The sequence below is a fragment of the Pseudoalteromonas sp. 2CM41L genome (assembly GCF_023161905.1).
Lineage (GTDB): Bacteria > Pseudomonadota > Gammaproteobacteria > Enterobacterales > Alteromonadaceae > Pseudoalteromonas > Pseudoalteromonas atlantica.
Genome location: NZ_JALNTN010000010.1, coordinates 54846 through 75024, shown reverse-complemented (window position 1 = coordinate 75024; position 20179 = coordinate 54846). Strand labels below are relative to the sequence as shown.

Genomic DNA, 20179 nt, shown 5'->3' with positions numbered 1-20179 from the left:
CCTTAATTAGAATGAGTAACTTGCGCTTATATTGGTATCAAAGCGATCGTATTCGAACAAAGAAATATCACTGGTTTTGTCTTGGTAGTTCAATGCTAATTGCAACGCTAAACTTTTATTAACTAAGTAGCGTAACGAGCTAGAAAGTATCAATAGGTTATCGCTTCGCTCTTGAAGAAATAGCGGGTGCTCATCCTGATATTCAATCCATTGATACCCTGTTTGTGCAGAGACTTGCCATTGTTGGCTAAGCAATGCATTTATTTGGTAATAAATTCCGCTAATGCTTCTTGCATTAAACTCACCTTCGTCAATGTTAGCGCTTTCATTTTTAAAGTTTGCGCTAACGCTTTGGTACCATTTTTGAGATAGATAACTTGCACCTATATTAAGAGTGTAAAAGGAGTTATCTAGTTTCTCGTCAAATGTATTATTCATAAGGCCAATTGATAGCGCTCCAAATACACTTAACTGTTTATCAAACTGGTAACTAGTTCCACTTGTTAATGATGTCTCGGTTCTGTATAGCTCGCCATCTAACAGTAAAGGCGTAATACCAGCTTGCAAATACCACAGGGTGTTATCATTTATCTTTTGTTGGTATCGACCTGATATATTGGTATTAATACGGTCGTATTCAGATAGCTCATTAAATTTATACCAATCGGTATTTACACCTAAAGCAAAAGAGCTTCGCTGATCAATGGGGTGAAAGTACCGCCCTTTATAATTTAGCTTTATATAATTATCGTCAGTGCTTTTACTTTCTGGTGATAGTAAAAACTCACCCAAATTAGGGATTAAAATTGTATCCTCAGAGGTGCCTGCATTAACGTTACCATCTACACCATATGCAAGCTCAATGCTCTGATCATATGTACGCTCTGTTAAGCGCTGCTTGTGCTGTGATGTTGCTAATAAAGAACGAGCCGCTTTTTTTACACCCTCTGGTGAAGTATCAGTATTAATTAATAAAGTCGCTTGAGCGTTAGCTGCAGGTAAATTATTGGCAGCAATATAAGATTTTACTAAATATAAACGTGCCTCATACCACTGTGGTTTTGCTTCTATTACTCGCTCAAAAGCAAATACCGCCGGAGCAGAAAGACCAGAATTTAGTGCTGAAACCCCAAGCAAGTAGTCAAAATCAGGTTCGCCCAAATATTTATAGTGTTTTTGACTGCTTTTGTATGCTTCATCAAATTGCTTTTGCGAAATTAAATATTGCAGTTCACCAAGTAGCTTTACATAGGAAATATTATTTTGAGCTTTTGCATTCAAACTAGCAAAAGAAAGGTAACCAAGTAATAAAATAAAAATAGCGTGTTTGATCATGCTCGTTAGAATATCCCAAGAAGAAGTGGTGGTTTGCTAATACTAAATGCTATTAAACGTTAATAAGGTAGCACTTTCTGTTTATATGTAAAGTATATTGGTGCATTATTGTGCGATTGTAAACAGCAAACTAATTTAGTATCTGATCAAGTAAGGTATTAGGTAAAGTAGGATAGATGAGCAAATTTAAATTTAAAAACGAACGGGGGATAAAACAGGAACAAAAGGAAAAGAATGGGGCGATTGACGGGGCTTGAACCCGCGACAACCGGAATCACAATCCGAGTTTTGCTTTTGTATCTTCTTATATTTATTCTGATTTACTTGCACACAGAACCTGTAGGTAATTATTTATCAGCAAATGGTTAGATTAAGTGATACTCCAACACTCACAGCTATGTTCATGTTGGAGGACGGAATTTTTCAAATTAATTGATTTCAAAGTTATCTGAGTCTAAAAGAGAAAGTCTTTCATCCCGTAAGTTAGCAGATTGATTTTTTATGTTTTTTAGCTTTATTGCACTTAGACTGTTTCCTATACACCGTTTAGCATCTTCGTAGCCTTGTTTCATCCATGTATCAATTTTTTCTGGTTCAAAAGCAAGCATATCTTTAAATGTGTCAGATATAAAATCTTTTGGACGAACTTCAATGATTGTTGTGTTGGGATATTTATGCCTATCAAAGAAACTACCATCTTCGAGCAGGGATACGATGAGGTGGCTACAACCACTTTCTATTAATGGCTGAGCAGGGGTGTTGCCTTGTTGATCAAAAGCTCCACCTATACCACCATCTCTGTATTTAACGCCGTTAACAGCTTTAGCCTTGAACAAGAATGGCAGTGCAGCAGAAGCAATTATAGCGTCTTGGATTGTACTTTCAGGTAGGCTCTGTAAGTGCCAAAATTCGGAGTCCTTATTTTTAAAGCCTAGTTTGGTAGAAAGAATATAATTGATGCTATCACTTAGACTCCCGTCACTTTTATAAATACCAACATAGAGCGGCAAACCTTTGAGTATTTCATTTGGTTGGGAGTAACTCTTCAGTAAATCAACAATAGGATCAGTCTTATATACGTTAGCCTCTTGATTTTCTAAATACCTATTATGAGCTTCTTCTTGTTTGTGGCTAGCAGAAAAAAAATCATATACATCTCGTGACAGATTTAATGCGCCTTTTAGGGAGCCGCAGGCTATTACTAATGGAGAGATTTTAGCAGCAGGAATAAGATTTGATAGTAAAGACACAGTAGTAAGAAATTTATTCTTTTCTAATTGAAGCGGTGGTATATCGGCAAGCTGTTTCCAGATTTTTTCTAGGCACTTAGCTGCTTCAGAGATATCTTTTTGCGCACTTACTACTGATGCATTTAAAGCACCTATACTTGTACCTGACACCTCATCTGGCTGGATCCCTGCCTCTGCCATGTACTGTAAAATACCTACTTGATATGCACCTTTTGCTCCCCCTCCTGAGAGCACCAGCCCTAGCTTATCTACCATGTTGTGTGTCCCTTAAGTGAATGTTTTCATCGGTTATTCGATTAAACCATCTATTTACCCTGATTTTTGAAGGTATTTCTTTTAATGTGTTTTGAGCGTTGTTTCTATTCAAAGAATCTTCTGTTAATTGATGTAGTAACCAAGTATTAGGTTCTGTATGTTTATTACTCCAATCACTTAGATAGTTAAGTGATAGGGTGTTAGCTTTATTTAACCTTGCCAAGTCTTCAGCGAGATCCTGAATAGAAAACTTGCCGTTATTATGATGAAAACTTCTTGATGAGATAGAAAGCTCATTACATAACTGATTCTGTAAGGCATCTTTAAGATGAAGTAACATAACCTGCTTATCTTTAAAGTTAGCACTCCCACATTCTAAGTAGAGCCCAAAATCATTATTCTTTAAATCATCCAAAACCATATAGACAGTTGTGCAAGTATTTTCGTGTCTATAACCACCAGCTTGCCATTTTGCAATGACTCTATCTAGTTGGCGATCTGCACGAGTCCGAAGGTCTACATCTCTGATGTAGTTAAATAATTTTTCGTTCTTATCATCAACCGCCTTTGCAAGGTTTATTACTGAGTCAGCTAAATCATTGTGCTTACTATTTAGCTGCATGACACCGCTTCTTGTTTCTAAAAGCTTGTCCGTTATTTTAGTAATTGCTAGGTTAATAGACGCTATTTCATAATCATGGTTTTGTAACCATACTCTCGTGCTGTCCATACACTTAGCCAAATTATCATTAATTAAGTCTTGTCTATGTTTTGAGCGTCCACTAAATGAGTCTCTAAATCGCTCAAATTTTGACGTGCGAGTTTTTGATACTTTAATTTGATCATCAATAACTTCGATACCATTAACTAAATCAACGATCATTTTATCGGTTAAATGAGCGGGAGCTTCTTTAAGAAGCTCCTCAGATAGCCCAAAGCCAGAGTGTAATAATACTTCGTTTGAGTCCATTTACTATAATTCCTAAACTGTCGACTTAAGATCGTCTTTAGAGTCGTTGGTGTCTTCAACTATACATTTTATTTCATCACCAAAAATTTCCAGTCTCTGTATTAGTAGCTCTTGCGCCTCTTTAGATTTCTTTTGAGCCGACAGACCTGCGATTAGAGTTTTACGATACTTTTCGAGGTAATTTGATACATCATTAATATATGCCTCTATTTGAGGCTGAATGTGTTCAGAGAGGTACTGGTTGGCATTCATAGAAATTTTATCCATTGCTTTTTCTATTGCAATTGATGATTTCTTCTTAATATCATCAACTTTAATTATATATACCACTTCATCTTCGTAATAAGTTTCAGTCCCCCAGTCATCCGAGAACCAATTTACAGCTTTAGAAAACCAGCTATCTTTAACACGAGTATATCTTCTTGACTCGGTAGATTTTTTAACGGTAGTTGATATTGTTTCTAAATTGGTACTTTTTGATTTGGTTGATATTTTATTTAACGACAATGTCATTGTTAAGCCAGAATCATTTAGTTGCACACTTGCTTGACGCAAAATATCTTTAAGCTCAGCTTCTACTTTATCGTTAATATCCTTATTAGAGTCGAGGATGATTTTATTTAGCTCCGAAAATGTTTTTTCATGAGCATTATTTTGGATTTTTTTTAAGGCGCTATTAATGAAGGTAAGGAATTTTTTCGCATTGTCTTTCTCATATTCTTCGAACTTTATCTCCCCCTTTTTTATTAAGTTTTCAAAACTTTCTTTATTTGAGCTGTTTGATTTGTTTTTTAAATTCAAAAAGGAAAAAAAAGCCCCCATAGGTTTCTGCTGATTACCTTTTACATCAGCTTTTTTAGTTTTTTTTTGCTCGAGTAATAATAAATTATTCTCACGGTTAAAAAGTTGCTTAGTTTGTTCTGCTGCATCTTTTATCGCTTTTTGTGATAGCGTACTTATTAAGAGGTTAATCGCTTGGCTTTGTTCAGAAAGTGATTTTTTTGTTTGAGTCTGGATGACCTCAATTTTTAATTTATCTGACTCTATATTTTTTATTGCGTCGCGGAGGCTGTCAACACTGATGCTGATAGCTTCTTTGTAGCTGTTTACGCCTTCCCCAAGCTGACTGTTTATAGTATCTAATTGAGATAGGGCAGACTCAAGGCTTAACAATGCGGCATTGTTTGATGCTTCTAAAATAACATTTTCCAAAGGGGTTTCGAACCCTGACTTTTTCCAAATCTTTAAAGCTTTCTTTTTGACATCATCCACATCATCAATATCATCTTCCCAATCTTCACCAAATGCAATCTGGCCAAAGTCCGGAACCCAATTTTCTTGTACATTCAGAGAGCCGGTAGATTGTAGCTCGTTAATTGCTCTGTTTGCTAGAAATGCTCTTTGAGCAGAGACAGGAAATACATTTTCAGGACTGATACTACCGTCCATTAATTGATTGCAAAAGAATGAAACAGTGTCTTCTTTTGAGTTATCATTTTTTGTTTTAGCGTCAAATTTATTAAGCATCACGAAAAAACGCTCACCAAGAGAATTTTGAACTGATGTAATTTCTTCTCTCACTGCTCCACCAGCTTCGCTATTCATTTGAGTGTAATCAACAACAAGCAATACAGCTGACGCTTTTTGTAATTGTTCTTTAAATATAGCCTTGAGTTTCTCACTTTGCCCAAACTCATTTGGTCCAGGAGTATCAATTATTGAGAGTTTACCGTGTTCTTGTTGTTCTGCTTGACTTAAATGCTGAAACTCAACTTCAATAGTGGGTAAGTCATCAATAAATCTATAGGCTTCATATGGTGGCTCAATATCTAGCTCTTTCGCAAGTCGCATTATGTCGTTGAGGGTTTTTAAGAATTGAAAAATCTCTTCTTGACCTTCATAAAGGTTGCTTAGCATTAATTGTCCCTTTGATTTTAGGGTACTTAAAATACCTTCTACATCTTTATGATGGAAAAAATCAATAACCTGTGCTTCATCCACAGTCATTCCATTAATTTTCTTTGCAATACGCTGGCTTAACTTTATTATGGGCTCTTTATTAGTGAAGTTAAGCGTCGGGATACTTTGTCCTTTAACATGAGTGACGACAGTTGGTAAAGCAGTCATTGGGTAATTTCTATTTGGTAATACCTCATGACCAACAATTGCATTTATTGTTGTAGATTTACCTGCTTTCATAGTGCCGACTACGGCAATTACCATTTCAAGCTCATTTGCTTTTTGATACTCATTTTTTAGAATCGACTTAGCATCATCTAAGTAACTAGCCTCTACTAGACCATTTTTTACATGTAACTCTTTATCTTCTATTAATCTATCAATTATTGATTGTGATGATTTTAATAATGAAAGCGTTTGTTCTTGAACATCGAAGATTGTGGATTGATGAATTTGCATAAGTGTTCCTTTGACTGCATGTATGTACTTTTTATTATTTAAAATAAAGCTTAAAATTTATGTAGAAACGTATAGCTTTAGCTCATTACGTAACTGGTCTTTAATCTCAACAGGTGAAATAACGTGAATGTTGGGCACCCAATATTTTATTAACGGTAAAATTTCACAGGTTGTAGTAACTTTAGATGAAACAAGTAATTCACCTGATTCTAATTCTTTTTCAATAACTTGATTCGGAAATACATTGCGCCTTTTGAAATAAGAGGCAATGCTTTTTGAAACTTTCACGACCACCTCAAACTTGGTTTCACTAAAAAATATCCCTTCATCACTTTCAATAGCATCGATAAAGCTTTGTTGGGTAGTAAATGACTCATCTTGCTCTAAAATATGAGAAAGTTCAGATAAGTGAAATGTTTTTAACTTGCCGTTATCGACAGCAGCTAAATACCAAATGCCTTTAGCATTAACGAGCCGGTAAGCGTGAATACTCGTGTATTGCTTATCTTTATATTTAAAGCTAATACATTTCTTATTCAAAATGATTTCTTCAAGCTTATTTAGGTTTGATTCAACCTTATGCTTAGGTTCATAGTTGTGACCTTTGATTAGGTATGGACTGTCAATCGCTTGAGATAGTATTGAACATATGAAGCGAGTATCTAAATTAGGATAAAGTGATTCAATACCAGAAATAGCGGCAAAGTGGCGTATGTCTTTAGGTGATAGTTTTCCAAGGGCTGAAGGGGCTAGGCTATAATGTCCCTTATCTTCAAGTATAGGTAAAAAACTAAGTCTTTCGTTCATGTCGCGTTGGAGTGTACGAACGCTCACATTAAACTCTTCAGCAAGCGAAGAAATGCTAAGTGTTTTTGCATCGTTTAATTGGGTTATGATACTTGCCAATCGTTCAGCAAGTTTAACTTCGGTATATGAACTCAAACTACAACATCCTTGTGATTACAATTGTAACGTACATCATTCATATTAGATTTTAAAGACGCTATCGATAAAATCTTCAAATAAATCGTCAACAAACCTTTCAGCAGGTGATTTATCTTTACTTTGCTCTATTAAATAGTCCATTGTTTCATCAATAAAAACAATGTTGATTTTGTTTCTATCAATCGTAGCGCTACTCCAGTTTTTGAACTCATCACGATTTTGAAAGGCTAACTCTAGCGTAGACTCTGAGGTGATATACACATCCTTAACGGCTGCTATTCCGCCAAGAGGAGCAAGCTGGTTTATATCATGAACATCACCTTTGCTCTTTTTGCAAAATGAGTAACCTGGTGTACCTACTAGCTTTAATAACGTTGTTGGTGTTTTACCTATAAATGTAAAACCAGTTAATAGCTTTTGGTCTGGAATTGAAAATTCATCACCATCAAGGATTATTGTTATAAACGCTTCTTCAGCTAACACTTGGTTTAGTTGCTGCTGAGTTTTAACTGTCATTGTTTTCATAATGTTACCTCACTGTTTTTTTAAGCTTACAGAGGGTCTGCGACAGGGTGTGTCGCTTATAAAAAAACTTGTACAGCCTATGGTGATTTTTCCCCTTCTTCGTCTAGTCATTAAGCGGCAGTAGTGCAAAGAGCTAGATTTTAGCGGGTAAAGTGTGTAAGTTATTTTTTCTATCAAGGAGGCTGTGAAAACTGATATGGAATACCAACACTTAAAAGAAAAGCAAAAGCGAACTAGGGAGTCTTTTTCTGACAACTTGGCTTTACGCGTACATAGGTCATTAAGCTGGCTAAATAAATCAGAGCAATGTGATGACCTTGACTCAAAATTTATTTTTTTATGGGTATCTTTTAACGCAGCTTATGCACAAGATACTGAATGTTTAAATTTTAATGAAACCCAATCATTTACGTTATTTTTGGAAAAAATTAATTCACTAGATAAGCAAAAGCGTATTTACAACTTGCTTTGGCATGAATTTCCTAACAGCATTCGCATTTTATTAAATAATAAATTCGTATTTCAGCCATTTTGGTCATTTCACAACGGCTATATCACTGAGCAGGAATATAAAAACAAATTTAGTGAGGCAAAGAAATTTGCAAATGTTGCATTAGCAAATAATGAGACAGATAAACTTGCATCTATTGTATTACAGCGTTTATATACATTACGAAACCAGCTAATGCATGGTGGGGCAACATGGAACAGTAGCGCTAATAGAGAGCAGCTAAAAGATGGCGTACAATTTTTATCCCAATTGGTGCCTTTTGTTATCGATATAATGATGGATAATTCAAAAGAGCTTTGGGGGGAGGCTTATTATCCACTTATTAATTCATAATAAGCTGACGAAGGTAATAAACCCTGTTCTTATCATGGTTTACTGAGTGCTGATAAATTTAAATATGTTTGGGTTTAAAGGTACGATTATTTTTAAAGCACTAAAGTGTACTTCAACTATATGTGTTACCTGTAGAGTAAATTAGTGCTTGTAGAAGACTATAGTCACTGCGAAAGTGCTGTAGTCTTCATCGTAGAGGCTAAAGTTACCACTTAAACTCAAAAGGGGCTAATTCGCAATAGTTATATTTTTCGTTGAAGTCATTATCAGATAAAGTAAAGTATCTTATCCCCTCTATTGCTGCCACTATAATCGTGAGAAATGGCATAAAGAACGCAACAAAAAGGTAGATTAATCCTAATCCCCAGCTTCCGAGGTAAAATTTGTGTGCCCCAAACCCTCCAAGTAATAGAGCTAAAATACCGGCTAAAACTTTAGATTTTCCTCGGTTAGATACTGACTCATTTCCAAGTCTTGGGGGCATATTAGACTCGTTAGTTTTTGTTTCTATATCTGAATACCCCAGCACCTCATCAATAACTTCGTATGCTTTCTTTTTGCCTGCGCCAGTTGTATCGAAAGAGTCCTTGAAACCACCTTTGAAGTTAATTTCAATACTATCTTCTTCAATCGTACGAAATTGAGCTGTAACTCTCATGCCAAAAGGGTTAACCCCATACCGCCATGAAAACTCGATGATCCCTTTGCTATCATCGTCTTTTTGTTGTTTTCCACCTAGTGAGAGCATGCTTGACTGAATATGCTCTCTTACTTGTTGATAAGGGGCATTTGTTCGAAGAGTAGTATCATTGTGCTTTTCAAAAATTATATTCATCTTATTGTCCATGTTTTATGTATTTAGTTTCCCTTAAAGGTGAGGGCTTTGATGTAGCTATAAATTTCTTAATACGTCTCTGAAAGTGCTAACGCTAACCAAAAAAAACTCACTATAGTAAAAAATACTTTACTTTAATTTAAAGCTTTGAGTTTCCCATGGTTCATTGTTTCAGGGTTATTTTTAGAGTTTATAAGATGGCTGCGACAGGTTATGTCGTCTTCAAACTGAAAATGTATTTTAAATGCTACAGATTCAATTGATATTGGTCACATATCTAATCTTGGAGCCATTTAATTTACAGGTGGTGTCATATAGGCTTATTTTTTTCTTCTTAACCTCCCAATAGTTAAAGGCTTTTTCAAAGGAGGGAACAACAATCTTTTTATATCTTCATCTGTAAAAGTATCAAGTGCTGTGGCCCATCCATTGAGTAAATCGGTAAGTTCTTCCTTAGTCGTGATAGTTAGTTGAGATAGATTAAGTTTTAGTGGTTTTTTGTAATCAATCGTAAAATCTACTGTATTGATGAGATCTGGAAAATCAGGCTTTCTTTGTCTTGGTGAAGGCGTTAAACATCGATCATAAACTTTTTTTGAAGTAACCCCATAATCGCTTAATAAAGCGCTTTTTTGAACGAGTTTGTACTTTTCTTTTATGTTGGTTGCATCATCAAAGAGCATCTCACCTATAGTCTTAATGCTTATTTCATTTTTATAGTATTGATTGCGATATTTATCATACTTGTAAGTGTATTCGCACTCTAGAACCCAACCATCGGGTACATAGGACTCATTCAAAAACTTAACCCACTCATGTAGCAGCATTTCTCTTTTTACACTTTCATCACTTTCAAAATTTGATACAGCTATGCTATTAAGTAATGAAATATATATACCTTCTTCTGAATGCTTTAAGAGAATCGCATAAAGCTTATCTGTACTTATTCTGCCGTTGATATCTAGAGTTATCTCAATTAGCTTCGCTTCATCGTTTCTTGGAATACGTTTTTTAGATTTGTGCTGAATAAATTTAAAACCTTCGGATTCAACAGAGGCTAATGTTTCTTTTATTAAATCTGATTGCTCCTCAAGGTTAGTGAGACTTGATACTTTCAGCCAAAATGGACTCATGGCCCTAGCTAAAAGCCCCAAGGTGATATCACGCTCTCGAAAATATGCAAAAGACCTAATATTTGTAATGAGCTCGATGTTTTCTTTATAAAATTTACTTAAAGCGATTCTCTCAGTTGATTGTAGTCGTGCCTGTTTGTGATAGCCCTTTACCACAGGTAATTCAATGCTACTTAGCGGGGTTAATTTATCTAACTCAGTATTTGGCATGTGAATGAATTGAATATGTGGTTTTGAATGTAAAAAAATGACGCTAACATGATGCTCATCATGCTCCTTGTCAAAGTTAGTAACTGGATAGCCGTCATAACTTATCGCCAGGTTGTTTACAGTGTTTATTAATTGATTACTTGATGGAATTCTTCTTGGCAGTTCATCTATCGGAAAATGTTTGGAAAGTATCGCATAAACATTAACCCTACTTTTAAAACTAAACGCCTTGTAAAGATACTCAACCAAATGAAAGTAGAGTTCAGAGTATTTCCTATGATTACTGTTGCCTTTGGATGCCTTCGTTAGTTTTTCACGAACAACGTCTTTTTTTATCTCTGCGTTCACTTGTTCATCAGAATCAAGATAGAAGTGTAAATAGATTTTCAACCTTCAGCTCTTAAATTAAATTCATAAATTCCGTTTATTTTATCACACAAAAACTAAATGTCAGAAAGGATGGTGATTCAAGGTTTTAAGTAGTTTAAGTCACTGTTTTTATTTTAGTTATGTTTTTTTTGGTTTTATTTTTGCAGCTTTTAAGGCTTCTTTTCCCAAGGAAGACCATAGTTTTAATGAATCGTAATCTTCCACTCGCATTTATATATTTGGCTCTACCGAAACAGTATGGAGCATGACAATGCATCAACATTATGGAGGTTCTATTTCAGAGCCTACACATTTTAGTTATCAGCAGTACTATTTATCAGCACAAGGAGTAGATCCTTATTTTGATGAAGAAAAAAGAATTAGTACTATTGAAGAACTAGCTGAGTTAGCAATTATACACAGCCTTGAAGTACACAGAGACTCAGCAGGCTTTACCGCTAAGATTCGAACTGTTGTCAAGTATATGGGTTCTTTAAAGCTCAATGACCCTAAATTAGTTTGGCATATTAAACACATTCTTCGTTGGCTTAGTAAAGAGAGAAAGCCAGCGACTATTGCGCGTTATCGAGCAGCTATATCAAAAATGTTTTCGATAGGAATTCAGTTTGGGGTACTTACTTTTAATCCAGTAAAGCTTATCCCTAAACCTAAAGAAAGTACGCCTAGAAATCGTTTTTTAAGTGAAGCTGAAATAGCGGCATTTATTCAAGCTTGCCTAGCTGATAAAAATAGATCGCACGCACTAATGCTGCTCCTTTGTCTATATACGGGGTTACGTTCAGGCAATGTGAGATCAATCCGAGTTAATTGGTTATTTGATGATGATACCCGGCTCGAAATACCAATGACTAAGTCAGGTAAACCACATACTGCTTATTTAAGTGAAGAAGCTCAGCAAGTCGTTAACGAAGCAAGAGGATACGCTCGCAATGGTTTCTTATTCCCATCTACTAGAGGCGATGGGTATATGTCAAAGCCAACAAAGTTGTTCAAGCGCGTATTAGCACGTATGGAAGAAGAAGGTACTTTGACTGCGCCATTCGTTATACATGATTTACGTCGTTCAATGGCATCTCATTTATTAAGGGCCACTTCTGATATTCGGCTTGTACAACAAATGCTTGGGCATGCAGATGTAAGGACAACAGAGCGTTATGCCTATCACGTGCCAGATACTCTAAAAAATGCGAGTCAATTAGCTGCTAACGCAATGCTGTCATCACAAAAATCAAATTAAAGTGAGAAAACTAAAATGAAAAAACAACAACCTAGTCTTAAATCAATTCCAGCATTACCTAAAACATATGGTGTGTATAACGATATGCTTATTAAGCATCGTGATAACCAAATAGATATTGTAATGAACATAATGCCTTACCCCGACGCTATTGTAAAAATAGCCTACAGAGCAGGTGATGATGGGCGTGTTATTGCTATTAAGTTCATTACATCCGATGGGTTTCCTATAACAATTTCAATTGAATCAATATTAAAAAAGCGCGCTGACTTGGACGACGAGCTAGGTAAACAAGGGTTCTTTTTACAGAAAAATGCTTTAGTAATTTTCAATGAGTTTTGTCGTGAGTTGTTAAATGATATTAACTCTTACTTTCCACATGAAGAGTTAATAGCCAATCAAACAGGATTTGTCGGTAAGCGGCTCGCATTTGCTTTTCATGACACTGTGGTGCAAAAACCTTCAGATAACACAGTTATTATGCCTCCGATAGTTGGGCGTCAAATAGCTGATGCTGGGAAGCCATTTGGTGATTACACAAAGTATCGGGAAGTAGCATTAAGATCTGACACACCATTAATTGTGAAATTTGCGATTATGTATGCCTTATCATCAATGTTTCTTGATTTTGTTGATGTCGAGTCCGGGGGGGTGCACTTCTATGGGCCTTCTGGTAGCGGTAAGACGACGCTATTAAGAATTGCTGCCAGTGTATTTGGACGAGCAACCGCGCCTGACCGAAATATTAGTGGCCGCTCATACATCCATCACTTTGATACAACAAGTAATGCGTTAGATCCGCTGTTTCCACTATTCAACAATATGCTACTGGGCATAGATGAATTGGGTAAATTATCTATACGTGAGTTATCACCGCTTATTTATAAATTAGGCTCAGGTGTGCCAAAGATGCGCGCAAACACAAGTATTGAGTTGGTTGAAAATGAACCATCTCGGTATTTCGTGATGACGACAGGTGAGGTTTCGATACCCCAATATTTGAAGCAGACAAATGAATCAAACCAAGCGAAAGGTAAGTCTGTGCGCTTTCCATCAATTGCTATCAAATCTAACTATTTCGAAGCTTAGGAGTTAACACAATGAGTAGTTCAAAAAATTATGTTGAAGATATAAATAAAGTTATCACGTATTCATACGGTCATTTATCACGAGATTTTATTGGTAAGGTTTTTGAATCTGTTGATACCTATGATGAATTGGCCTCAAAGGTTTCGACACATTTTGACTTGAAGCTGAACGACTTGAACGAGTCATTAAATCCAAAAGACTCGATTGAAGATAGATTTGTTAAGCGTATAGCATTGACCCAAGCTGTAGGTGAAATCGCGAGTGAATTAGGTGTTTTACCGTGGAGTAATAAGGAGATTGATGAGGCAATAAAGTTTTGCCATACCTGCTGGAAAAGTGAAGACTCAAATACTATGACAGATGCTGAGGTAGGGGTTAAAAATCTAATCAACTTTATCAAACGTAATGCACATCGTTTTTTAGACGCTCAGAATGAAGATATATGGGGTCTGTCAGATATTATTGGATACGAAAAAGGTAACTACTTTTACATATTACCAGATTGCTTTGAAAAGCTCTGTGGCACAGCTAACATTGACGATGTACTTGAGCTTCTTTCCGCAAAAGGGTTAATTACTTCTGATAAAGGTAAGCGTGTAAAACGGGCTGAATTAAAAGCTGTTGGCAAACGAGCATACTACTACGTACTTAGTCGAGATATCTTGTCAGAGTTATGATTGAATTGAGTTATAGTTAATAATAATTTAAAAAAAAGAGTTACTTACCAGGAAGCTTTTATCAATGCCTTAAGCATTATAAAAGGGGTAACTCTTTATTTTTATTATTTATTATTAAAATATACTTTTATTTTTACTACCCCTACTTCCCCTGTTACCCCTACCTAATTTAGCGTATTTTATTCCATACCTATCTCAATACTACTGCTCATGGGGGTATCGTCATAGAGCTTCAAGTTATTATAACTACTTTTTATCGTGTTTAATCTTTTATGACTATAGGCTAATTATGCTGGTCAAATTGGACATGCTATCAATTGCCTAATTAAAGTTTTATTTTGTAATTTTGAGCTTTCCTTCAAATTTGTAGTGAGTAAATTACAAAATGAAACTGATGTTGGCAGGGTGAATTGTAAAAAAATTAGTAGAATGTATTATTTAAGATTGATTTATTATGGATTATCGTTACATTTTTGGGGGGGGGAAACAATGGCTACAGATATTAATGATTTTTATAAAAAACCTTTAAATAATATTTATGATGAATGGCCTCAAAGCACTAGAGACGAGTTAGATAAAGATATAAAGAAAATATGGTATTACTTTATTTTATGGTGTGTTTTTGTATTGCTCTCGATAGCCTTTGTTTATTACCTAGTTACAAGCAACTTAATTGATGAACCGATTGCGAAAAAGCTTCAAAGAGTTGGCTCTGTGATTTCACTACTTGTTTTATTTGGTGAAGTTACTTTCTTATATAAGTTAAATAAGTTAGCAAAAGTTATTTATCCAGTTACGTTATTATTCGAAGTATATAAAGCTCGACGGTTTAAGCCTTTAATGTATTTTACGGCTTTCATCTCTATTTTCTTCATAACATTAGGCACAATAGTTTCAAGCTATGGTGATTTAGTTTACAATTTTTTAGAGCTTGCTTCGGTTTAAATTTTTATTTAGATATTGTTTATTGAATATGAAAAAAAATAATGCAGCAAGGGTCTACTGCACATTGTTTACCTTATGTATCCCAAGGTAACCAGCTATTAGATCCAAGCTCATCTTCAGTTGTCATCTCAAGTATCCATAAAAAGTTATTCGCATTATTGTCAAAGTCACCTGTTAAGCAGCCTGCTACAAATTGATGGCAGTTATCGAATAGCAAATTATAATTACGTGAGGTGTTAAGTTTTTTCTTTGCTCTATTAGCAGCAGCTTTAGAGCCAACAGCTTGAGTTCCTTTGCATGAGACATTAATGAAATAAGCCGTTGTCCTTGAAATAAACTTCTCGGGACTAACTATTTCTATCCGACCTTTACCATTAAGGTGAATTATCTGATTATTGCCGATATAGAGACCTGAATGGCTTGCATAGTTAAAAAGCAAGTCGCAATAAACAACACTGCCTATTACCGGTTTGACTCTTTTTTTCTTGAATTCATTTAAATAAGGAATGATGCCTAACATTTTTATTATCCATACCGTTAATCTTATAGTGTTAACCGGATTAGTAATTCGACTGTCTCTGAGAAGAGTTTTGTAGGGTCACTAACATTAGTTAACGTGGTTGTTGACTTGATGAATCAAGGGCGTCTACCTCTAGAAAGTAAACACCCTTGTTCCGGTCTATAGCGGGTTAATCAGTACTTATTTGGGTTTGATACACATCCATATTATAGTATGAAATAAAATTGGATATCGTTGTTTTAGCCAGCTCAGTTGCGAGGTGGTTTTTTAGCGTGCCGAAGAATGCTAAGTAAACAGTCCCTTCTTGAAATAGAATATCTACCTCTTTCTCAAGCTCAGCATATGCACCTGCATAGCTAAAGTCTGTGAAATAATCTACTAACCACTTTCCGTTGTCTTTCATTAAACGGATCTCAACTGGATGAAAGCCTCCACTATTTGGGCTGTATTCTGGATCTCTAAAGTTAAATGTAATTGATGTTAGGTTGTTAGTATCAATATCAATCAGAAGTGAATCTAATTGTCGTACTAAATTGTCAGGCACACAGATGCGCCCAATGTTGCTCATGGAAATTGACATAATGAGTTCTCTTTTTAGTTGCGTTGAAGCTGGTGGAGTGAGTTAAGGGTGTATGAAACGTTGTTATGACTAAAGTTACTTAGTCACCTTATTAGGTGTTGCTAAAGGTTTAAGCTTAGCAATCCGGTCTTGTTGATTAACAATGAGGGGGTTAGCTAAGTGCAGAAATACCTTTTTCTCCGTGGGTTGAATTAATGCAAGTTCTTCATGGCGAAGCACTGCTGCAATGAATGATGTATTGTTGGCAGAGCCGCTTTGAAATAGCGCTTTAAATACGGATGAGTTAAATGGCTTATCACCAAGCTTCTGTATTAGATCATAAATTTCATCTAACTTTATCCATTCTTTAGAGAATAAGCCGCCATCTGAATTACTTGTCAGCCTGATATAGAGCACATTACTCTTCAAGTCTTTAGCGACCTCATAGCCAATTAAACCTGTTGAGCTAGGCGATAACTTTTTCGCTAACCCTACCAATACCGTTGTATAGTCATCATTTTGAATATTGTCTTGAACGTTATCTTGTACGTCTTTTTTAGAGTGTGTTTTCATAGTTACCTCGAGTTATTAAATTAAGAATGTGATTTGAAAGAACGCGAATAAAAATAGGTTTATCTGCGTCACAGGTTTGGGTTATTAATAGCGTTAACAGCATTGAATAATTGTTCCTTACGGGTTGTTGGATAAACGAGATATAGACCACTCCCATCATCATTAAATACGGTTAAATTGACCCGGTATTCATCAGATAGTGGCTCCTCATATTCGGGGTATTCAAGGGCTTCATGTATAAGCAAAATAAGACGCTTATTAAAGCAGTGCAAAAGGGGGAGGTAGTCATCCAAAGGTTCAATGACAATAATTAAAGTCGATGTGTTTTGCCAAAATGATAGTGCCTCCTTTTCGTTAGTAAATGGTTCATTAATGTGCTCTAACAGCGCTTTATTAGTGAGCTCGTCAAAGCCGATACTTAAACTGGTTGGGTATTCAGTTAGGATTCTCATCATAAAATTCCACAAAAAAAGCCCATCCGATTGGATGGGCTCTATGGTTAGATAGGGTTATTTAAATAAGTGAGCAAGTTGTTCGCTAGTATTTCTCATTGATTCAGAGGTAAGCTTTGCATAACGTTGTGTGCTCACGATTGATGCATGAGAAAGTTGCTCTTGAACAAGACGAAGACTTACCCCAGCACTGACAAGATTTGATGCTACCGAGTGACGCAGTGTATGAAGACATACATCGCTTGGATCAATCTTGGCATTTACTAATAGTTTCTTAAAAGTTTTACGTACACTTTTTAAAGGTTTGCCTTCAACCTTACTGGCAAATAAATAAGGGTTATTACGTTGAAGGGGTATCGCACCAATAAAGCCAAGCAAGGTATCCGTTATATAGACCGTCCTGGGTTTACCATTTTTAGTATGGGGAATATGAATGACACGATTTTTAATATCCATATCCTTTACTTTAATATTTGATACCTCAGAGCACCGAAGGCCTGTTAGCGCTAATGTAGCAATGTAGCCTGCAATGACCTTATTTGAATAGGCTTTACACTCTTTTAATAAGCGCTTTACTTCAAACTTAGTTAAAAAGCGCGTCCTAGCATTGTTTAACTTATAGAGTTTAATTGGCTTACAGACATCTTCGTCAATAACTCCAGCTTCTAATGCATACCGTGTAATGGCCTTTAATATTAATAGCACTTGATTACAGGTTGCAGGAGCATAGGTTTTTCCATATTTATGCTTAGTATCGGCAAGTTCAATATGTAGCCTTTGCACATCAAGCGTTCTTAATTCACAAAGAAGTGTCGAGCCGAGTTGTGGTTCAATAATACGTTGCCAGCGGTATAAATCATCTTTCCATGTTCGCTTTCGTTTACGTACAAGGGGTAGGTAATGGTTGACGAAAAAGTCATTCAAAGTCATGTGGGCATGCTCATCCCGTTCAACTTTGGGATTACGACCTTCTAACAATGTGACTCGGTGTTTTTGAGCAATACGCTTGGCATCAGATACCTTTATATCGCCAAACTTACCAAGCGAGATACTGTATTTTCGACTATGAAAGGTGTACCTAAACAGAAATCGACGATTCCCTGTTTTCCCAATAAGGCACTTTAGACCTGTAATATCAGTGTCGCTATACTCAGCTTCAGTTGCACGGGAGTCACGAATATGTGCAGGTAGTGATTGAATGAGCTTATCTGTGAATTTGAATCGTTTGTTCATAATAATTCTCCGGAATATATTCAAAGAATTAATATATGTTTGAAAGTAATAGCTAATTCGGTTTTATCTGTAAATCAAAAGAGCGATAAAGGGGTAGCTGTATTGATTTTATACTGCAGAGCTAGCCCAACAAAGCAGACGAAGGTTCGTAGTGTTTTTTGGTCGACTTAGCTTGTGTAGCTAGGAAAGTTTTGGGATAGTTTTATAGAGCCAGAATGAATGCTTCCCACAAGGATTTAATAAAGCCAATTGAGGCTTGTTGTTTTTTGCAAACATTTTAAATCTTTGGTTCACCCAATTTTTTCTAGGTGGGAGGTGGGTTGTAAGGCTGGTTTATCTGAGCAGAATATTTGGTAATAGAGCGCTTGCATTATTGATATTTTGAGAGCAAAAACACTCGATATAATTAATAGAACTTTTTTTTGTGAAAAATTTAAGGAAAATAATGTCAAATACAGCAACTGAGAAAGCAAAAGCTTGGTTTGATGCTAATCCAAAGTACAAAAAAGTATGTATGGTATTGGATATTCATCTATCTCAATTTTATACAGGCTCAACTAAATGGCGAAAAGATGCCACTGTGAAGTTAGTGTTTGGTATGAATCAATCTAAAGGAAGGGTTTCTGTTACACCAAATAAGAATAATGTTCGCATAAGGTTTGCACCATTAAATAGCTCTAAAGTTGTAAATGAAGAATTTATCAATATTGCTCTAGGTGAGCTACCTAGTGATTGCGTAATAAGAGTTAAAGAGGTTGATAATGTTTTTGACTATTACATCCCTATAAATGCTACCGACATTCAACCATGTTTAGCTAATATTGATAAAATCCTTGATAGGTTTGAGTTTGATGGTTTTAGAGCTCCTTCTGCTAAATGCTCGACAGATATTTGGAGCGATAATGCAGACGCTAAAATAATTAGGCGAAAATTATCAGAATTTACCTCCGTTGTTCTTCGTGAACAAGAAATGGAGAGGAGATTTGTTAATTGGCTGAAAGCTTCAAAAGGTATACACGCTCGCTCTCAAGATACAGATGGTTTATTTCGAAGAGATGTTGTTTATACAGAAGATAATAAGTATGTAGTTGCAGAGCTTAAGTACACTAACTCCGTAATTCAAAATATAGAGATGGCCGTTGGTCAGCTTTTAAGATACACACTCCATCCTGATATACAAAAACAAGGTGAAAAGTTGATTGTAGTATCTGGCGGTTTTGAACCAACTGATACAGACTTTGAATTTTTTAAGAATATGGATAAAGTTATAGATTTAGAGCTTGGGTTCATTTACGAATCACCAGAAAATTCAGGTGATTTTATTGAGTTTACTTATGATAAACTATTTGAATAAGGAGTCGTATTAGTAAGAGGGATTAATATTCACAAAAGCCTGGAACTGGCAAGAACAATCCTTTCCCTCTAAAGCGTTTCTGCTCGTGGCGGGTTAAATATAACTCGCTCATTTGTAAATGTTCTAGCTAGTGGCTATATCCCAGAGGTGCATAGCAGTATTGAATCAGTATCGGTATAACAAAATTTAACACGTGTAAGATTTTTAGGACCGGAAGCAGACCTAAAAAAGCTGTATGGTAGAAGTTAATCAGGGTATGTTAATGTTTAGGGTTAATGTCAGTTATTAGACGCAATAGTAATGTAAAGCAAGCAAGTGTACCTAGTGACTCACAGGATATGTACCAGAGCGAATAGTCGGAGAAAAAACTTAAAATTTTAGATATTGATAAATATAAATGTTATTGGATTTAATTTACTGAAACGTAAAG

19 protein-coding genes are annotated in these 20179 nt (G+C 35.6%); 6 read left to right on the top strand and 13 right to left on the bottom strand.

The genetic code is table 11. From position 1 onward, the window contains the following. Nucleotides 1-6 precede the first annotated feature (6 nt). From MTF64_RS12760 to MTF64_RS12735, 6 genes are all read right to left on the bottom strand, one after another. Entirely contained in the window at nt 7-1335 is a 1329-nt protein-coding gene (locus tag MTF64_RS12760) for a hypothetical protein (protein ID WP_248451622.1), read from the bottom strand. Between the two features lie 428 nt (nt 1336-1763). Further along, nucleotides 1764-2840: a patatin-like phospholipase family protein gene (locus MTF64_RS12755; protein WP_248451621.1), complete on the bottom strand. Its 1077-nt coding sequence runs from the start codon at nt 2838-2840 to the stop codon at nt 1764-1766. Continuing rightward, nucleotides 2830-3810 carry a YjcZ-like family protein gene (locus MTF64_RS12750; RefSeq protein ID WP_248451620.1) on the bottom strand — a complete coding sequence of 327 codons (981 nt, stop codon included), beginning with the start codon at nt 3808-3810 and terminating at the stop codon, nt 2830-2832. The genes MTF64_RS12755 and MTF64_RS12750 overlap by 11 nt, the downstream gene beginning before the upstream one ends. Before the next feature lie 12 nt (nt 3811-3822). Then, on the bottom strand, nt 3823-6228 hold the full coding sequence (locus tag MTF64_RS12745; protein WP_248451619.1) for a dynamin family protein: 2406 nt from the start codon (nt 6226-6228) through the stop codon (nt 3823-3825). A gap of 57 nt (nt 6229-6285) precedes the next feature. Next, nucleotides 6286-7170 carry a WYL domain-containing protein gene (locus tag MTF64_RS12740; protein WP_248451618.1) on the bottom strand — a complete coding sequence of 295 codons (885 nt, stop codon included), beginning with the start codon at nt 7168-7170 and terminating at the stop codon, nt 6286-6288. Between the two features lie 45 nt (nt 7171-7215). Beyond that, nucleotides 7216-7698 carry a hypothetical protein gene (locus tag MTF64_RS12735; RefSeq protein ID WP_248451617.1) on the bottom strand — a complete coding sequence of 161 codons (483 nt, stop codon included), beginning with the start codon at nt 7696-7698 and terminating at the stop codon, nt 7216-7218. A 184-nt stretch (nt 7699-7882) separates the two neighbouring features. On the opposite strand from MTF64_RS12735, the gene MTF64_RS12730 reads away from it, so the two are divergent. Then, a complete protein-coding gene (locus MTF64_RS12730; protein WP_248451616.1) occupies nt 7883-8542 on the top strand; it encodes a HEPN domain-containing protein in 660 nt (219 codons plus the stop codon). A gap of 205 nt (nt 8543-8747) precedes the next feature. On the opposite strand, the gene MTF64_RS12725 is transcribed toward MTF64_RS12730, so the two are convergent. Both MTF64_RS12725 and MTF64_RS12720 read right to left on the bottom strand, forming a co-directional pair. Further along, nucleotides 8748-9377, bottom strand: coding sequence for an NINE protein (locus MTF64_RS12725; protein WP_226929026.1), 630 nt, complete (start codon nt 9375-9377; stop codon nt 8748-8750). Between the two features lie 320 nt (nt 9378-9697). Next, on the bottom strand, nt 9698-11110 hold the full coding sequence (locus MTF64_RS12720) for a hypothetical protein (RefSeq protein WP_248451615.1): 1413 nt from the start codon (nt 11108-11110) through the stop codon (nt 9698-9700). A 250-nt stretch (nt 11111-11360) separates the two neighbouring features. Between MTF64_RS12720 and MTF64_RS12715 the strand changes: the two genes are divergently transcribed. The 4 genes from MTF64_RS12715 (at nt 11361) to MTF64_RS12700 (ending at nt 15058) form a co-directional block, all read left to right on the top strand. Further along, a complete protein-coding gene (locus tag MTF64_RS12715) occupies nt 11361-12347 on the top strand; it encodes a site-specific integrase (RefSeq protein ID WP_248451614.1) in 987 nt (328 codons plus the stop codon). Between the two features lie 15 nt (nt 12348-12362). After that, entirely contained in the window at nt 12363-13436 is a 1074-nt protein-coding gene (locus MTF64_RS12710) for a DUF927 domain-containing protein (RefSeq protein WP_248451613.1), read from the top strand. A gap of 11 nt (nt 13437-13447) precedes the next feature. Then, the gene (locus MTF64_RS12705; RefSeq protein ID WP_248451612.1) at nt 13448-14113 is read left to right on the top strand and encodes a hypothetical protein; all 666 of its coding nucleotides are present in this window, start codon (nt 13448-13450) and stop codon (nt 14111-14113) included. A 489-nt stretch (nt 14114-14602) separates the two neighbouring features. Continuing rightward, nucleotides 14603-15058, top strand: a complete 456-nt coding sequence (locus MTF64_RS12700; protein WP_248451611.1) for a hypothetical protein — start codon at nt 14603-14605, stop codon at nt 15056-15058. Nucleotides 15059-15131: 73 nt separating this feature from the next. Here MTF64_RS12700 and MTF64_RS12695 read toward each other — a convergent pair whose 3' ends face one another. From MTF64_RS12695 to MTF64_RS12675, 5 genes are all read right to left on the bottom strand, one after another. After that, nucleotides 15132-15578 (bottom strand): lecithin retinol acyltransferase family protein, encoded by a 447-nt coding sequence (locus MTF64_RS12695; protein ID WP_248451610.1) that lies wholly within the window; start codon nt 15576-15578, stop codon nt 15132-15134. Between the two features lie 169 nt (nt 15579-15747). Next, complete coding sequence (locus MTF64_RS12690; RefSeq protein ID WP_248451609.1) at nt 15748-16158, bottom strand: DUF2787 family protein; 411 nt, start codon at nt 16156-16158, stop codon at nt 15748-15750. A gap of 75 nt (nt 16159-16233) precedes the next feature. Further along, a complete protein-coding gene (locus MTF64_RS12685) occupies nt 16234-16710 on the bottom strand; it encodes a hypothetical protein (protein WP_248451608.1) in 477 nt (158 codons plus the stop codon). 68 nt (nt 16711-16778) lie between these two features. After that, on the bottom strand, nt 16779-17165 hold the full coding sequence (locus tag MTF64_RS12680) for a hypothetical protein (protein WP_203985969.1): 387 nt from the start codon (nt 17163-17165) through the stop codon (nt 16779-16781). Between the two features lie 54 nt (nt 17166-17219). Next, entirely contained in the window at nt 17220-18395 is a 1176-nt protein-coding gene (locus MTF64_RS12675; protein ID WP_248451607.1) for a site-specific integrase, read from the bottom strand. Between the two features lie 445 nt (nt 18396-18840). Between MTF64_RS12675 and MTF64_RS12670 the strand changes: the two genes are divergently transcribed. After that, nucleotides 18841-19749 (top strand): hypothetical protein, encoded by a 909-nt coding sequence (locus MTF64_RS12670; protein ID WP_248451606.1) that lies wholly within the window; start codon nt 18841-18843, stop codon nt 19747-19749. The last annotated feature ends 430 nt before the right edge of the window (nt 19750-20179 follow it).

Bases quoted from the DNA above. Each gene is read 5' to 3' on its own strand.
- MTF64_RS12735 (WP_248451617.1), bottom strand. From the start codon at position 7,698: ATGAAAACAATGACAGTTAAAACTCAGCAGCAACTAAACCAAGTGTTA.
- MTF64_RS12710 (WP_248451613.1), top strand. From the start codon at position 12,363: ATGAAAAAACAACAACCTAGTCTTAAATCAATTCCAGCATTACCTAAA.
- MTF64_RS12750 (WP_248451620.1), bottom strand. From the start codon at position 3,810: ATGGACTCAAACGAAGTATTATTACACTCTGGCTTTGGGCTATCTGAG.
- MTF64_RS12755 (WP_248451621.1), bottom strand. From the start codon at position 2,840: ATGGTAGATAAGCTAGGGCTGGTGCTCTCAGGAGGGGGAGCAAAAGGT.
- MTF64_RS12695 (WP_248451610.1), bottom strand. From the start codon at position 15,578: ATGTTAGGCATCATTCCTTATTTAAATGAATTCAAGAAAAAAAGAGTC.
- MTF64_RS12745 (WP_248451619.1), bottom strand. From the start codon at position 6,228: ATGCAAATTCATCAATCCACAATCTTCGATGTTCAAGAACAAACGCTT.
- MTF64_RS12700 (WP_248451611.1), top strand. From the start codon at position 14,603: ATGGCTACAGATATTAATGATTTTTATAAAAAACCTTTAAATAATATT.
- MTF64_RS12705 (WP_248451612.1), top strand. From the start codon at position 13,448: ATGAGTAGTTCAAAAAATTATGTTGAAGATATAAATAAAGTTATCACG.
- MTF64_RS12715 (WP_248451614.1), top strand. From the start codon at position 11,361: ATGCATCAACATTATGGAGGTTCTATTTCAGAGCCTACACATTTTAGT.
- MTF64_RS12725 (WP_226929026.1), bottom strand. From the start codon at position 9,377: ATGAATATAATTTTTGAAAAGCACAATGATACTACTCTTCGAACAAAT.
- MTF64_RS12670 (WP_248451606.1), top strand. From the start codon at position 18,841: ATGTCAAATACAGCAACTGAGAAAGCAAAAGCTTGGTTTGATGCTAAT.
- MTF64_RS12685 (WP_248451608.1), bottom strand. From the start codon at position 16,710: ATGAAAACACACTCTAAAAAAGACGTACAAGATAACGTTCAAGACAAT.
- MTF64_RS12680 (WP_203985969.1), bottom strand. From the start codon at position 17,165: ATGATGAGAATCCTAACTGAATACCCAACCAGTTTAAGTATCGGCTTT.
- MTF64_RS12690 (WP_248451609.1), bottom strand. From the start codon at position 16,158: ATGTCAATTTCCATGAGCAACATTGGGCGCATCTGTGTGCCTGACAAT.
- MTF64_RS12675 (WP_248451607.1), bottom strand. From the start codon at position 18,395: ATGAACAAACGATTCAAATTCACAGATAAGCTCATTCAATCACTACCT.
- MTF64_RS12760 (WP_248451622.1), bottom strand. From the start codon at position 1,335: ATGATCAAACACGCTATTTTTATTTTATTACTTGGTTACCTTTCTTTT.